The sequence below is a fragment of the Microlunatus sagamiharensis genome, from assembly GCF_900105785.1.
In the GTDB taxonomy this organism is placed as follows: domain Bacteria; phylum Actinomycetota; class Actinomycetes; order Propionibacteriales; family Propionibacteriaceae; genus Microlunatus; species Microlunatus sagamiharensis.
The window spans coordinates 3,547,595-3,562,053 of the sequence record NZ_LT629799.1; the positions used below are offsets into that span (position 1 = coordinate 3,547,595).

The window sequence follows — 14,459 nt, forward strand, 5'->3', positions numbered from 1 at the left end:
GGCGGCGCGCAGAGAGGCGCTGCCTCGATGGCCGGGACCGGGGCCGGGTCGCAGGTGCTGCGACCCGGCCGGGGTCCGGTGGCCGGGGGACGCCGCGTACGGGCGTCCCGGGCGGACTAGCTGCCGCCGCCGGCGGTCATGATGTTGCTGGAGATCTGCTGGAGCTGGCCGCGGAGCTCCTCGAGCTCGGTCTTGGCCTTGTCGAGCGCCGACTTGGTCTCCGGCCAGGTGGAGCTGCGGAACCGCTCGGCGAGGGGACCGTCCCAGTTGTTGGGGTCGGACAGGGCCTGGCCCTGGGTGTTGAGGTTGTTGATCTCGTTGGTGAGGCCGCCGTTGATGATCGACTGCATCTGCGTGATGGCCGACTTGGCCTGCTCGCTGGAGAGAACGCGTCCGGACATGTGAACCCACTTCCCGGCCGGCCCGTGCCGACCACCCTCGATGGACTAGTAGCCAGGCTCAGGACCCGACTTCGCCTGATCCTGGCAGAACCAGGGGTCACCCCCCGCGCCCTCAGCAGAAGCACGGGAACTCTTCATCGAGCCGCCGTACGCCCGTCATCGAGGGACCTCCGGGTCAGAAGCGCCGGAGCCCGTCGACGACCAGGACGAGGCCGACGAGCACGAGCACGACGGCGGTGATGGTCCGGCCGTGGGTGTCGAGCCAGTCCTGCGCCGCCTCCAGCCAGCGGCGGGTGCGTGACGGCGCCGCGTACGTCGCGAGCACCGGGAGCAGGACCGAGGACGACGCGATCGCGAGGTAGACGAGCAGCACGATCACGGCCTCGGGGATGGGCATCGACCCCGCCCGCACGACCACGCCCGACGAGAGGCCGAGCACGAGGCCCTTGGGCTGCAGGTCGACGATCACGCTGGTCAGGAAGACCGCCGGCAGCGACGCCTCCCCCAGCCGGCGCTGCCAGGCCGGCTCCTCCTTCGTGCGCGCGACCTCCCGCCGGACCCAGGTCACCGCGCCCACGACGACGAGCGCGACGCCGGCGAACACCTCCGCCCCGGCCACGACGGGCCCCTCGAGCGTCGGCGCCGATCTGGGCGTTGGCAGCGCCCGTGCGCCAGCGACGAAGGCCACGGTGATCAGCGCGAGCCCGAAGACCCGGCCCACCACGAAGGCCCACACGCGGGCCATGCCGGAACCCGCCAGCAGCAGCACGACGACCCCGGTCACCGGCAGCCAGCTGAAGGCCCCCGCCAGGCCGAGCGGGATGAGCGCCCCCAGGGTGTCCCAGAAGCCTGGCTGGTCGGTCATGCTCGGTCCCCGTCGTGGGTCTTGGCTGCCGGAGCGGTCGCGGACCACGGCGCCGGACAACCATCCGCCCGGGCGCGTGATTCACGCCGTACCTCGTACGCGGTCGCGCCCGGGCTCCCGCCAGACCCATCCACGTCCGGCGCCGTGGCCCGCAACCCCTCCTTCGGGGTCACCGTCCGCTCGTTGCTGAGTCGGGCCTCGGCTCCGGCTCCTGGTCGCCGCGCTCGTCGCGCTCGGCTCCGTGGCGGGGGCGGTGGCTGTCGTAGAGGTGTGACTCGGGGAAAGTCCGCGCAGCCAACGCCCTGCCGACCATGATCACGGCGGCCTGGCGGAGGTTAGCGGCCTCGACCTGGGCACCGATGTCGGCGAGCGTGCCCTGGAGGACGGTCTCGGTCGGCTGGGAGGCGTTGCCGACGACGACGACCGGGCAGTCGGCGCCGTACGCGTCCACCAGGCTCTCGGCGAGCTCGCGGGTGCGGCGGACGGCGAGGTGGAGGACGAGGGTGGCGCGGGTCGCGGCGAAGGCGCTGAGGGCCTCGGTGTCGGGCATCGCGGTGGAGGCGGCCTGGGCGCGGGTGAGGACGACGGACTGCGCGACCTCGGGGACGGTCAGCTCGCGGCCGACGATCGCGGCCGCGGCGGCGTACGCGGGGACGCCCGGGGTGACGTCCCAGGGGACGCCGGCGGCGTCGAGACGCCGGGTCTGCTCAGCGAGGGCGGAGTAGAGCGAGGGGTCGCCGGAGCAGAGGCGGGCGACGTCGTGGCCGGCCTCGTGCGCGGCGACGAGGTGCGCGGTGATCTGGTCGAGGTCGAGGTGCTGGCTGTCGACGAGGGTGGCCCCGGGCGGGCAGTGGGAGAGGACGGCCTCGTCGAGGTAGGTGCCGGCGTAGACGCAGACGGGCGAGGTCTCGAGGAGGCGGACGGCGCGCAGGGTGAGGAGGTCGGCCGCCCCTGGGCCGGCTCCGATGAAGTGGACCGTCACCGGGCCGGGTCCTCCTGGCGCGTGCCGTCGGCGGAGGGGGTGACGAGGCTCCACTGGACGACCGGGCGGGCCGGGACCCAGCCGCGGAACCGTCCCAGCGGGCCGAGCGACTCGACCGAGAGGCGGGCGAGCTCGCCGCCGAGGCTCGCGTGCAGGTCAAGCAGCAGGGTCTCGGTCTCCACGGTGACGGCGTGCACGACGAGCCGGCCGCCGGGCTTGATCATGCTCAGCACCGTGTGGAGGAGGTTGGTGTCCGCGCCGCCGCCGACGAAGACGGCGTCGGGGGCGGGTAGCCAGGTGAGGGCGTCGGCGTTCACGCCGCTGATGACCTGCAGGCCGGGGACGCCGAGGTGGCGGGCGTTGCGGGTGATCCGGGCGGCGCGCTCGCCGTCGCGCTCGACGGCGATGGCCCGGGAGCCGCGGACGGCACGGCACCACTCGATGGCGACGGAACCCGCACCGGCCCCGAGGTCCCAGAGCAGCTCGTCACCGCTGGGGCGGAGGTGGGCGAGGGCGGCGGCGCGCACCACGCGCTTGGAGAGCTGGCCGTCGTTCTCGTACGCGTCGTCGGGCAGCCCGGGCACGGGCGAGCCGTCGGCCTCGGGCTGGTCGGTGGCGCAGGCGACGCAGACGACGTTCAGCGCGGGGACCTCGCCGTCGACGCCGGTCGCGGCGAGCGACTCGCGCCGCGTCTCCGCTGGCGTCCCGAGGTCGCCGAGCACGGTGACGACGCTCAGGCCGAATCCGGCCTCGCCGAGCACGCCGGCGATGGCGGCCGGGGTCCCGGCGTCACGGGACAGTGCGACGAGCCGGCGGCCGGGCGCGAGGAGCGGTCGCACCTCTTGGGCACCCTCGGAGGCGATACGGACGACGTCGAAGGTGGCGGCGTCCCAGCCCATCCGCGCCCCGGCGAGGGCGACGGAGGAGACGGCCGGGTGGACGCGGACGGCGTCGGTGCCGAGCAGGTCGACCAGCGTCGACCCGATCCCGGCGACGAGCGGGTCACCGCTGGCCAGGGCGACCACGCGACGATCGGAATAAGCGTCGAGGAAGCCGGGCAGCTGCGGGCGCAGCGGGCTCGGCCAGGCGTGCCGCTCCTGCCCCTCGACCTCGGGGACGAGACCCAGGTGGCGCGGTGCTCCGAGGAGCACCTCGGCCGAGGTGACGAGGTCGCGCTCGGCCTCCCCGAGTCCCGACCACCCCACGGCGGGCAGCCCCACCACGTCCACGACCACCCCGTCAGGGTAAGGATCCGCGCGCAACCCGCCGTCGACCTCGGAAGGCGTGGACGCGCCCGGGCTGGTCCGAGTGCCAGGTCATCGCCGCGCCGGCGCGGGCGGCCGACCTGGACCCGGCCGCCGGAGGGTCAGGCGAGCCGCGCCCTCAGCCGTCCCTCCATCACCTCCTGGATGAGGTCGACGGTCGCCGGGTGGAGGTCGACGCCGAGCATCCGCGCCTGCTGAGCGAGCTGGAGGGAAAGCCGCTCGGTTTCCGCGGCGTTGCCCGCGAGGTGCTCCGTACGGATCCGCCCCGTGAGGAGCAGCTCGTCGCCGGGTGCGGCCAGCAAGGCACGGGCTGCCGCCCAGCGGGCCAGGTCGAGGTCCCGCTCCTCCAGCGCGCGCCGCGTGAGCTCGACCCCCAGGTCTCGGACGCACGAGATCATGTCGGTGCGTAGCGACTCGGCCCAGTGCCACTGGACCGGCGCGGCGTCGGCGAGCGGCGCTCCGCGCACGAGGCGCAGACCGAGCTCGAGCACCGAGGTCGGTGCCTGGTCGACGCCGTCGGTGAGCAGGAGCCGGAGCTGGTGCCAGTCGGAGCTGACGACGGGGTCGAGGAAGATCCGGCCGCTGTAGGCGTCGGGCAGGTACGGCTCGCCGTCGGGCCCGTTGCCGAGCCAGGTACGCAGGCGGCTCATGTTGGAGCGACGGGTGCCCTCGGCGACGAGCAACCCCGAAGCCATGGACTGCGCGGTGGTCCCGGGGTGCTCGAGCAGCCAGGCGCAGTACTCCAGGCACTGGCGTGCGGCGCGGGTCGGCGGGGTGCCGGCCGCACCCAGCAGCTCGACGGGGCCGAGGAGCTGCAGCAGCGGGTCATGCAGCGTGCCGTCGACCGCCTCGGTCATCCGTGCCTGCACCGCTGCCCTCCTCTCCTGCTCGTCCCCGTCGTCGGTCCTGCGTCGCCTGCCCAGGTAGGTCACGTTGTCGGGCGGCGCCTCCAGCGGCTCGTCGGGCGGCTCGTCCGACGACCACCACGGCGCCGGGTCGGTGTCCTCACGTCCTGTGACGCCGACCAGCGCGACGACGGGCCCGAGGCCCTCGCTCCCGAGGGCCTGCGGAACCAGCCGCACCGCGTCGGGCAGCAGGGTGGCGCGGCCGTCCTCGCCCAGCGCGAGCGTCGCCCCGGCGCCCTCCGCCTCGCCCCTGAGCACCACGGTCAGGCCGGAGCCGGGCCGGGCGGTCGCGACCCGGACGAGGCGCTCGACCTGCTCGGCCGCGACGTCGACGTCGACCACGACGACCTCGGGGGTCCAGGCCTCGGCCCGGTCACGGTCCAGGCGCAGGTCGCGAGCCGCTCGACCGTCGGCATGCCGTGCACGCGACGCGGCGGTGCGCTCGAGCCGCTCCAGGACCGCGTCGAGCTCGGGCTCGGCCCGCACGTTGTGCTGGGCCAGGGCGGGAGCGAGCGTGCTGTCCCCGACCAGGGTGAGCTGCAGCTCGTCGGTCCACGGCGAGCAGGCCAGCTCGAGGGCGGCCGCGGCCAGCACGGCGGTCGCCCTGGCGCGGTCCCCGGTGACGGCCAGGAGCCCCAGCGACTCGAGGTCGACGAGTCGCTCGGCCCCCTCGTCGTCGGTGCCGAGGGTCACGAGCAGCGGCCACGGCCGGGGGACGTCGCCGAGACCGCGGACGGCCCGAAGACCATCGACGGCGTCGGCCGCGAGGCACCAGGTCCCGCCGGTGTCGACGAAGCAGCGCGGCGCGGGCGGCGTCCGCCCGGACAGCTCGAGGACGAGCCACTCGGGTGAGAGCGTGGCCGACCGCAGCGCGGGGACCTCGACGCCGGCCTCCACGGCGGCAGCGGCGACCGCCCGGCTCGCCCGGTCCAGCGTGCGCAGGCCGATCGGACGGGCCCGCCGCGCCAGGGCGACCTCGACCGGCCTCGTCTCCGGCGGAGGCTGCGCCACCCGCCGTCCGACGGGCCGCTGCTGCAGCTGCCAACGCCGCCGTGCGGCGAGCCCGCCGACCAGGGACGCGGCCAGCAGCCCACCGACGGTCGCCAGCCCGGGGAGCAGGACACCGTCCTCGTCGTCGTCGGGGTCGTCGGCGCCCGTCCGGTCTCCCGGGGTGGCCTGGGACTCGGACTCGGACCCCTGCGCAGCGGTCGGAGCGGGTGCGGCGCCGGTCGGGCCAGCGGCGGGTGCCGTCGGCGCCGCCCGTCCCGCTGTCTCGGCGGGCGGTGCGGGTGCTGGTACGGCGCGCAGCTCGTCCTCGGCCGGCTCCTCGTCGACCGGCTCGTCCTGGGACCGCGTGTCCTCAGCCTGCGCGTCCTCGGCCGGTACGTCCTCGCCGGCGGCGGCCTGGACCTCGTCGTCCGACGCCCGCGCTCCCTCCGCGTCCCCCGGGACGCGCAGGACCACACCGACGGGGAGCTCGTCCGGGTCGCCCAGCTGGTCGCGGTTGGCCCGGTAGAGCTCCTGCCACCGCCCGGGGTCGCCGAGGACGCGGCCGGCGATGGAGCTGAGCGTGTCCCCGACCCGGACGCGCACCCCGGCTGCGGCGGTCGAGCCGCCGCCCTCGCCCGTCTGAGCGACCTCGGGGACCACGAGACGCCAGCCCACCGTGAGGCGGTCCGGGCCGCCGGTGAGGAGCCCGGGGTTGGCCGTGGCGATGCGGCGCCACTCCTGCCCGCGGCCGTAGTAGCGCTCGGCCAAGGACCAGAGGTCGTCGCCGGCCTCGACCACGTGCACCCGCTCCCGCCGCCCCGAGGGCGCCGCCAGCGGTACCGGCGCAGCTGACGACGTCGCGGCGGCGTCCACCGCAGGCGTCGGGGCGGCCTCGGGCCCCGAGGGCGAGGAGGTGGCGGCCGGCGTCCGCCCGGGCTCCGGCGCAGCCCGTGCGACGGTGGCCTCCGACGCCGCCGGGCCGGACGACAGCTGCGCGGCTCCGCCGATCGCCACCACCGCCAGCATCAGCCCGGCCGCCCACTGCTGGACCCCGCCCAGCCCGGGCAGGACGACGTCGTGGCGACGGTGGCGGACGAGGTTGACGAGCTCGACGACCAGGCTCAGCGTGAAGACCGCCCAGGCGAGCCAGCCGACCAGGGCCAGGAGGCGCACGAGCACGGTGCCGTCGTCGGGCTGCAGGAGCAGGTCCCAGAGCACGCGTGCGTCGACCGACCGCGGCAGCGGGTCGCCGCCCAGCCCGACCAGGGCGGCGGGCACCCCGACGACTAGGCCCGCCAGGAGGGCGAGCGACGCCAGGCCCCGGCACCGGCGCACCAAGCGCTCGCTCACGTCCCTCCCCTTCCGCCGCTGCTGGTCTGGCGTCCACCCTGGCCGAACAGGCGTCTCCGTGGGGCCGGAAAGTGTTGTCCGTCCGGCACGGGTGTTGTCGGGCATCGCCGGTCCCCGGTGGGACCGCTCATCCGAGGACGATCTGCAGCAGCGCGGCGGTGAGGAGGATGAGGCCGAAGGCCATCGCGGGCAGGGTCATGTAGATGGTCATGCCCTCGGCGTCGGCGCTCGCCCGGATCTGCTCCGCCGTCAGGTGCGCGTCCCTGAGCTCGCGGACCCGTGCCCGCAGCGTCCCCGACAGCGCCGCCCCGGTCTCGTCGAGCTGCATCACGTCGGCGATGTCGGCGAGCTCGGGCAGGTCGAGGGTCTCGGCCAGCCGGCGGAGCTCGGCGTACGGGCTCTGCTGCTCGAGGGTGGCCCGCTCGAGGGCCGTACGGATCTGCACGAAGAGGGGCACCTGGCTCAGCCCGGCCGCCCGTACGAGCGCCTGGGGAGCCGACGCGTTGGCGAGGCGCTCGAGCGTGACGAGGTCGACGTAGACGAGGAGGGCCTCGAGCGCCGACGTGCGGGTCCCGGTGGCGGAACGGAGCAGGAGCAGGTCGGGGACGAAGAAGCCGAGCACCCCGCCCAGCACCGCCGCCAGCGCGGGCACCGCCGACACGTGCCCGAGCAGCGCCCAGCTGAGGCCCGATCCGAGCAGGGCCGGCAGCACCGCACCGATCACCGCCATCACGAGCTTGTCGGCGTAGAACTCGGCGACCGACTTGTCCTGCAGGCGCAGCGCCCGCCGCTGGCGTCCGGTCAGCCCGACCGGCGTGTGGCGCTGCAGCAGCGCGCCCCAGCGCTCCGAACGGCTTCCCGGCGGCGCCGCCTCCCCGTCCACCTCGACGACGCCATCGGCGCCGTCCACGCGTTCGAGCGCGGCCCTCAGCCCGGGTGTCGAGCGTCGGACACCCGCCACCACCGCGACGAGCCCGGCCGCGACCAGCACCCCGGCTAAGAGCGCCCACCCCGGTGTCACGAGCCGCTCCCGACGAGGATCCGCGGCCGGTCGGGCTGGCGGGCCTTGCGACGCATCAGCAGCAGCGAGCCGAGGTAGACGGTGACGAGGACTGCGAGCACCACCTGGCCGACCGGCGTGCGGTAGCCGGCGAAGAACTCGGGCCGCAGCAGGAACAGCCCGCCCAGCGTCACCAGGGTGATGACGGTGACCTGGCGCACCACGACGTACGGCTTGGAGCGCTCGACCTCGATCACCCGTCGCGCCCGCAGCTGCGCCTGGATGGACTCGGCGAGCGCGTGCAGCGTGGTCGACGCGCCGGCGGCTCCGCGTCCGGCCGCCAGCATCAGCGCCGCCACCACTGCGTCGGTGTCCGGGGAGTCGAGCGCGTCGGCGAACCGCTGGAGCGCGCGACGGGTCTCCCAGCGGCTGTTGAGCCGGAGCACGAGGACCTCGACCTCCTCGGCGATCGCCGCCGGAGCCGTCCGCCGGGAGACGCGGATGGCGTCGGTGACCGAGCGGCCCGTCGCGAGGGTCGAGGCCAGCGTCCGCACCCAGCGGTCCATCGCCTCGAGCAGGGCGACGTCACGGGGCCGCGGTGCCCGGAGCAGGTAGGGCAGCCCGAGCACCAGCCCCGGCACGACGATCACCGCCGCGACCCACCCGCTCAACGCCGCGAGGGCGAAGCCGCCCAGCACGCTCCCCAGCACGAGGAGGTCGCGCCGCCGTCCGGCCGGTCCGGGCGGTCGGCGCGTCACGCGCGCCCACCGTGCCGCCAGCGAGGAGGGCCGCCGCACGGCCTCGACGACCGGCCGGCGCCGCAGGCCGGCGACGAGCGCCACCACACCGGCCGAGCCGAGCAGCCCGGCGAGCACCGCCACGAGCGCGGTCACCGAACCCTCACCCTGCGCGTCCGGCGGCCGGGTCCCGGTGCGACCGGAGCTCGCGACGGAACGGCGCCAGCTCCTCGGCGAAGCCGGCGTCGGGGAAGAAGCCGGGCGCCTGCCCCGGCGTGCCCTCGGCGCTGTAGGTGAGGTGGGTGACGGGGCGGTCGTTCTCGATCGAGCCCACGACCTGGCGGATCTCGGACACGAAGCGCCGCCGCCGGCCGCCGCGCCAGGTGTCGTCGACGAGCCGCACGTGCACGAACAGGTGGATGTTGTGGGCGATCTGGCGGTACGCCTCCTCGACGCTCAGCACGCCGCCCTGCGCCACGCGGGACGCGAGCCGGTCGACCGTCGACGCGGCCGAGTGCGAGTGCGTCGTCGAGAGGGTGCCCGTCCCCGTCTGGGCAACTTGCTATACCCATAGTAAGAGTCCTACAGGGGCTCCTTCACCGAGAGGTCAACATGACCGCAGCAGACCCGTTCTCGATGCCGACCACAACCCCGTGTCCGCCGTGGTGCACCCGCACGCCATTCCACGCTTATGACTGTGAGTGCCTAGACGACCGCTGGGAACGAGAGCACGTGGCGTTCGAGTGGTCGATGAGACTGGTGTGCATCAACGAGCACGGCAACCACGAGCATCTCGAGGTCTCTGTCGTCGCCGAGGAGATGGTCGTCGGAGAGGACGTAACCCACCCGCTGCTCCGCAAGCCGACCATGTTCGTCTTCGCTGGTGATGGCAACCTGAAGCTGACGCCCGCTGAGGCTCGCCAGTGGTCTGCCGCTATGGCCGATGCGGCTGGGCACCTTGAGACCGCGCTTCTTCACTGGGATGCCGCCCGTTCCGCGTGAAGGTGTTAAAGAAAGCGCCCTCCCGGCGGAAGAGCGGAGCGGGTCAGCACCGGAGGTCAAGGTGCTAGTTGCACACCGAACCGGCGGTCAAAATCATCTCGGTCGCTCACTGCGAGCGCCTGTGCGTGACGGCTCATCGTGACCGTGAACGTTCTCATGAAAGCCACTTGACCTAGAAGCACGGGCCAAGTTGGTCTCCAGCTCCGAAGAAACCCAACCTCGTCATGCCACTCGAAGAAATCGGTCTCATCGCCGCCGGGTGCTAGCAGACGAACTCGCACATCCAGGAACCGAACGAGAACGTTTTCTCCTCCTAGACCCAGAACGATCTGCCTGTCCGAGTCGTCGGGATCTACTCCGATCTCGTCTGCCAACCAAGGCGCCGCAAGCGTGTGGCCGCAACCCGAATCGACAAGCGCGTAGACAGGCGCTCCTGCGCCGGCGTCGCCGACGAGAGCAACGCTGACTACTGGTCGGAGCACCGCTACACCGAGGCGCGCGCTGTCTTCCTCATAGGGGTACACCCACGGGAAGGGCGTTACCACGGGTGCTGCGAGCCCTACCCGAGACCAACGAGCTCCGGCTCCGAGGGGTCAGGGGCCCGCACAACTGCGACACCGGTGATCCGGTTGGCCTTCAGCGTCGCCGACAGCTCGTAGGGCGTGCTCGCGGCCGCCATCGGCTCGTTGCTTCGGCGGTCAACTGCCACCCAAAGCCCCGGCAGCTGAGCGAGCACCTCTGACAGCGGCCGCTTGGCGGCGACCTCTGAGTGCTTCTTTGCTGCCATAGCACGACGATAGCCGACCCTGCGTCCGACACGCCGTAGCATCGACCTCACGAGAGCGTTCTCCCTTGTGCGTAGTGCAGTTGGCATAACGCACGGTAACGGACAGACAGGAGCCGGTGTGAGCGAACCGCCGGCACGCGGCCGCGGAGCCTCTTCTGCTCTCTTCAACAACGACAAGCTGTTCGAGGTTGTCCTGGAACTTGACCGATGGCGCGGGAGCGGTGTCACCACTCGTCAGGTGTCGCGTTCCGTCGGCATCAGCGACGACCTAGTCAAGAAGGTTCTAGTGCGGCTTGAAGCGGTGGGGTTGCTGAAGCAGATGCCTCGAATCGGCGGAAGCCGAGGAGCGCTGCCCTATGAGGTCCAAGAGGGCTCTTCGTGGTCGGCCCTCGTGGCGCTTGTCGAGTCCCTCCGCTAGTTGACTTCAGCGAAGCCAGCTCTTGCGACTATGGCTTCGTGTCCACACTCGGCAAGCGCTGGTCCACTCTCGACCTCGAGGAGGCCCGCCGGCTCTACGAAGCCGGCATGAGTTTCCGCGAGGTTGGGGAGCGACTGGGCTTCGCCCCGAGCTACATCGCCGCGCGCTTTCGACGGGACGGCGTACCCTGCCGCGCTCCTGGTCGGCCGCTCCCGACGCCAGCGCCTGAGGTCGATCCGGCTGAGATCGTCCGGCGCAAGCAGGGTGGCGAGTCCTTCATCGCGATCGCTGCCGATCTGGGTATCAGCCGCGATATGGCACGCGACCGGTACCTGCTCGCAAGCGGGCTGCCTAGGAGAGCCCCTAAGTCCCACGTATCACGACCGAAGCAGGGAGACTGAGGGGTATGGCCACAGTCTTCATTCACACACCACGCGCCGTGCTCGAACTGACAGTCACCGGCAGGGCGCTTGGCAAGATCATGAACCAGGTCTCGCTTCTCCAGCGACCTGACTTCCGAGGCGTGTGGGTGACGCCTGAGATAACCGAGCTGGACGACAGGACTAGTTACTGGGTACCGGCCGGGACGGTTTTGGAAGTCATCGACGACACCGACGAGCAGGCGGCGGCCGAGCTGAGAGCTGAGCAAGAGGAGATCTTCAAGTCCTAGGCAAGATGGTCACTGAGCCATAAGGCGAAGACTTCGCGTGGGATCCGGTGCGCTTCAAGATCACGGACGCGCCGATCAACTTCGGCGGCAGGGATGTCAACGAGTCGCTGACCGTTGAGGTCCAGAAAGACGGTGCAGAGGTCCCACGCGAGCCGCTTGTTGCCGTCGGTGAAGGCGTGCGCAGTCACGACTGCCTCGAGTAGCTTGGCGGCCTTCCCCGTGAGCGATGGGAACGCTTCTACGCCAGCGAAGGTGGCGAAGGGTGCCAGTAGGGCGCCCTCGAGCTTGCCGCGGTCGATGAGCAGGCCTGCGCCTTCTGCCTCGTGCATCAGGATCGCCTGACGCAGAGTGATGATCCGAAGAGTCACTCAGCAAGGAGTGCGCGAGCGTCGGCCCATCGCAGTCGATTGCGTCGAGCCAGGGCAAGGACGGTGTCGTCAGGTGCCTCGGCTACGGGAGTGTCGGGCTTCGCGGGACCTTCGCCGCGCAGGCTCATAGCGGTGTAGAACGTGCGGATCACGGTACGAGGGATGATCCGGCGCGACGACTCACCTGGCTGAAGATCGCCACGAGTCATAACCCAGGGCACCTCTTGGTGAGTCTGCTCGGACAGGGTCCATCCGTAATGCACGCCGTAGTAGCTGACGACAGCGGAGATGGCTTTTCTGGATTCGTCGTCGAGGCGGTAGTCGCCCGGCGCGACATCAAGCACCTTGCGGAGAGATGGGACGACGGGTCCGCCCTTCCACGCCTCGATCTCTTCGAGGAAGAGGGGGGCTCCGTTCCAGACCATGTTCCAGGCCTGGGAGTAGTAAACGAGCTTCTGGAGCTGCACCTCACCGCTCGGCGTCATCCGCGTGCGGATGAAGTCAGCAACCTCAAGAGCAGTACTCATGAAGGGCCTCCTTCCCGTGATGCGGCCGCTTATACACCTTCTCGCCGACAACACTAACCGCTCAGGAGCGCTCAGCCCGGCTGAAGTGGCGCGAACGGACGCGCTTGGCCCCGCACGGTCCACCCCCCCACGTGCGGGTCAAGCTCGACAACACCCCCCACGCTGCGCCCATGCAGCGATACGTGCTCGAGTGACGGCGACACAGCTACCGCTGGTGCGCGAGCGCCGTGTCAGTCCGTGTCGACGAAGCCGGGAGGCCACGGGCAGGAGTTCGATGGGTCGAAGTCGAGAGACTGACACCGGTACGCAGCGACGCAGATGACAGTGGCAGCATGCGCCGGCTGTCCTAACTGAGTTATGTGATCTGTGTCACACAAGACCTTCTCAAGTCGCGCTCGTCGGTGTAAACGCTATAGCGTTGTCCCCATCAACACCGGCCCCTCTCTCGGCTACCGACCTCTGGTCACCAGTCGTGCATGGGCCGGTTTTCGTTTGTCCGGAGAGAAGTGCCGACGGCGATGCGCTACGACAAGCCTCATCTGACGTACCCCGAGCAGATCCGACTCCTACTTAGCCGCGGCCTCGACGTAGGCGATCCGGCCGAGGCGACTCGCACCTTGCAGAGGATCGGCTACTACCGCCTGTCCGCCTACACATACGTCCTGCGGCAACCCGGCTCCGGCGACGCGTCAGACGGACGAGTGCCAAGATCAGACCAGTTCGTCGAGGGCGCAGCCCTAGCCGACGCTACTAAATTGCATGACTTCGACCAGCGTCTCCGCCGCACGATTCTGGACGGTCTGCAAAGGGTCGAGATCGGATTACGATCGTCCGTTGCCTATCAACTAGGCAAGGCAGACCCATTCGGGCACCTCGATCCTATTTTCCTTGACGCAGAAGCTTGTTCGAAGCCACCCGAGGCCGGCGCCGGAGGGTCGGCGAATGCTTACGACGACTGGCGCCAGAAGTACGACGAGCTTCAGCATCGCAGTCGTGGCGAAGACTACGTCAAGCACTTCCTGACTGCATACGAAGGTGAGATACCTGTCTGGACCGCAACCGAGTTCATGACGATGGGCTGCCTTGTCTACCTAGTGAAACTGCTGAGCGCCACCGATGCGAGACGAGTAAGCGAGAAGTTCCGCGTCAAGAATCGCGAGGTATTGCACGGTTGGCTGAAGGCCCTTAACGTGCTGCGGAACGACTGCGCTCACAACTGTCGCATCTGGAACCGAAGTACGATCTATCCACCGAAAAGGGTTAACGCGCGCATGGTGGAAGACGATATTCATCACCTCTCGCAGGTCGATACCGACAAGCTGTATGTCTTAGTGGCTCTACTCGCCTACCTGCTGAAAGCTGTGGAACCGAAGAGCACGTGGATCTCGGACTTTACGACGACGATGAACAAGTTCCCTGCCAGCCATGGAATGACACCCGAGAACATGATGGGGTTTCCAACTGACTGGCGGAGATTATCAATCTGGCAGGTCGCGAAGTAACGATCGAGTAGTCCAGTCTCATCGCGTCGGTAGGGAAAACGCGCGTCCGCTCGAAAATTAGTGGTGCGGTCACTCATCACCAGGTGGGATGTAGCGCCTGCTGCTTGGAGTAGAGGTCTTAGAACTCGCGCGCTACGTCCTTCGCGTCGAGCCGGTGCGGTTCAATGAGGACTGCGGGGCTGGCGCGATCCGCTGAGGTAGACACCGGCAGCTCCCGCGACTGATCCGAAGGCCCATAAGAAGATCGCTATCAAGGGCCAGTCGCTGGTGCCGAACCAAGTAGCAGCGAAGAGGGCGAAGACTGCGAGGACGACCTCGAATCCGACTGCTTTCGCAACCCCGGAAGTGGTGACTGCCACGAGCGTGGCGTCTCGCGCGACATTCGGTCTGACGTGGAGATCATTGCTTTGCGATGGTGTGTCCAAGTCACGGGTCAGTAGCGCGAGGTCGACGTCGGTCACGGCCGACAGGGATCTGTCGAGCCGGCCCTCGAACTCGTCGTGGGTCAGGCGCCCTGCCATGAATGCTTCGGCGAGCTGGTCAGCGCACGTCTGGCGTTCGGTGTCGCCGATCCGGTGGCCGAGGCGGGGACGAGCTGGCGACGTATCGGTCATGGGCTCATGGTGCACCCCGACATCGCGTGAGAACGTCACGACTCTCACGCACCCCCAGGCACTCTGCCAACCATCG

General features: G+C 70.5%; 16 protein-coding genes and 1 pseudogene. 4 read left to right on the forward strand and 13 right to left on the reverse strand.

Annotated features, from left to right (window positions below; genetic code table 11):
* Positions 1-116 precede the first annotated feature (116 nt).
* The 8 genes and pseudogenes from BLU42_RS16335 to BLU42_RS16370 all read right to left on the reverse strand — a co-directional run.
* Positions 117-401 (reverse strand): pyrophosphorylase, encoded by a 285-nt coding sequence (locus tag BLU42_RS16335; RefSeq protein ID WP_091072812.1) that lies wholly within the window; start codon positions 399-401, stop codon positions 117-119.
* Between the two features lie 175 nt (positions 402-576).
* Positions 577-1,266: a GAP family protein gene (locus tag BLU42_RS16340; RefSeq protein WP_091076707.1), complete on the reverse strand. Its 690-nt coding sequence runs from the start codon at positions 1,264-1,266 to the stop codon at positions 577-579.
* 169 nt (positions 1,267-1,435) lie between these two features.
* Entirely contained in the window at positions 1,436-2,248 is an 813-nt protein-coding gene (cobM, locus tag BLU42_RS16345) for a precorrin-4 C(11)-methyltransferase (protein WP_091076711.1), read from the reverse strand.
* A complete protein-coding gene (cbiE, locus tag BLU42_RS16350) occupies positions 2,245-3,483 on the reverse strand; it encodes a precorrin-6y C5,15-methyltransferase (decarboxylating) subunit CbiE (protein WP_197680485.1) in 1,239 nt (412 codons plus the stop codon). Before cbiE ends, cobM begins: the two co-directional genes overlap by 4 nt.
* 131 nt (positions 3,484-3,614) lie before the next feature.
* Positions 3,615-6,758, reverse strand: coding sequence for a LysM peptidoglycan-binding domain-containing protein (locus BLU42_RS16355; protein ID WP_091076719.1), 3,144 nt, complete (start codon positions 6,756-6,758; stop codon positions 3,615-3,617).
* Between the two features lie 127 nt (positions 6,759-6,885).
* Positions 6,886-7,668 (reverse strand): hypothetical protein, encoded by a 783-nt coding sequence (locus tag BLU42_RS16360; RefSeq protein WP_157720026.1) that lies wholly within the window; start codon positions 7,666-7,668, stop codon positions 6,886-6,888.
* 107 nt (positions 7,669-7,775) lie between these two features.
* On the reverse strand, positions 7,776-8,651 hold the full coding sequence (locus tag BLU42_RS16365) for a type II secretion system F family protein (RefSeq protein ID WP_091076726.1): 876 nt from the start codon (positions 8,649-8,651) through the stop codon (positions 7,776-7,778).
* Between the two features lie 7 nt (positions 8,652-8,658).
* Positions 8,659-9,048: pseudogene (locus BLU42_RS16370) on the reverse strand (secretion protein); the annotation flags it as partial.
* Between the two features lie 83 nt (positions 9,049-9,131).
* Here BLU42_RS16370 and BLU42_RS16375 point away from each other — a divergent pair.
* Positions 9,132-9,497, forward strand: a complete 366-nt coding sequence (locus BLU42_RS16375; protein ID WP_407940273.1) for a DUF6907 domain-containing protein — start codon at positions 9,132-9,134, stop codon at positions 9,495-9,497.
* Positions 9,498-9,553: 56 nt separating this feature from the next.
* On the opposite strand, the gene BLU42_RS21735 is transcribed toward BLU42_RS16375, so the two are convergent.
* Both BLU42_RS21735 and BLU42_RS20685 read right to left on the reverse strand, forming a co-directional pair.
* Positions 9,554-10,042, reverse strand: coding sequence for an aspartyl protease family protein (locus tag BLU42_RS21735; RefSeq protein WP_091076733.1), 489 nt, complete (start codon positions 10,040-10,042; stop codon positions 9,554-9,556).
* Positions 10,043-10,056: 14 nt separating this feature from the next.
* Complete coding sequence (locus BLU42_RS20685) at positions 10,057-10,284, reverse strand: hypothetical protein (protein WP_157720028.1); 228 nt, start codon at positions 10,282-10,284, stop codon at positions 10,057-10,059.
* A gap of 456 nt (positions 10,285-10,740) precedes the next feature.
* On the opposite strand from BLU42_RS20685, the gene BLU42_RS20690 reads away from it, so the two are divergent.
* Both BLU42_RS20690 and BLU42_RS16385 read left to right on the forward strand, forming a co-directional pair.
* Positions 10,741-11,103, forward strand: coding sequence for a helix-turn-helix domain-containing protein (locus BLU42_RS20690; RefSeq protein ID WP_157720029.1), 363 nt, complete (start codon positions 10,741-10,743; stop codon positions 11,101-11,103).
* Positions 11,104-11,108: 5 nt separating this feature from the next.
* Positions 11,109-11,372, forward strand: coding sequence for a hypothetical protein (locus tag BLU42_RS16385; RefSeq protein WP_091076736.1), 264 nt, complete (start codon positions 11,109-11,111; stop codon positions 11,370-11,372).
* Here the strand turns inward: BLU42_RS16385 and BLU42_RS16390 are convergent.
* Together BLU42_RS16390 and BLU42_RS16395 are read right to left on the reverse strand one after the other, a co-directional pair.
* On the reverse strand, positions 11,369-11,740 hold the full coding sequence (locus BLU42_RS16390; protein ID WP_091076741.1) for a type II toxin-antitoxin system death-on-curing family toxin: 372 nt from the start codon (positions 11,738-11,740) through the stop codon (positions 11,369-11,371). The two genes, BLU42_RS16385 and BLU42_RS16390, sit on opposite strands and share 4 nt — an antisense overlap.
* Positions 11,737-12,267, reverse strand: a complete 531-nt coding sequence (locus BLU42_RS16395; protein ID WP_091076745.1) for a Panacea domain-containing protein — start codon at positions 12,265-12,267, stop codon at positions 11,737-11,739. Before BLU42_RS16395 ends, BLU42_RS16390 begins: the two co-directional genes overlap by 4 nt.
* A 518-nt stretch (positions 12,268-12,785) precedes the next feature.
* Between BLU42_RS16395 and BLU42_RS16400 the strand changes: the two genes are divergently transcribed.
* Complete coding sequence (locus BLU42_RS16400; protein WP_157720030.1) at positions 12,786-13,769, forward strand: Abi family protein; 984 nt, start codon at positions 12,786-12,788, stop codon at positions 13,767-13,769.
* Positions 13,770-13,930: 161 nt separating this feature from the next.
* On the opposite strand, the gene BLU42_RS16405 is transcribed toward BLU42_RS16400, so the two are convergent.
* Entirely contained in the window at positions 13,931-14,383 is a 453-nt protein-coding gene (locus tag BLU42_RS16405) for a DUF1707 SHOCT-like domain-containing protein (RefSeq protein ID WP_157720031.1), read from the reverse strand.
* Between the last annotated feature and the right edge of the window lie 76 nt (positions 14,384-14,459).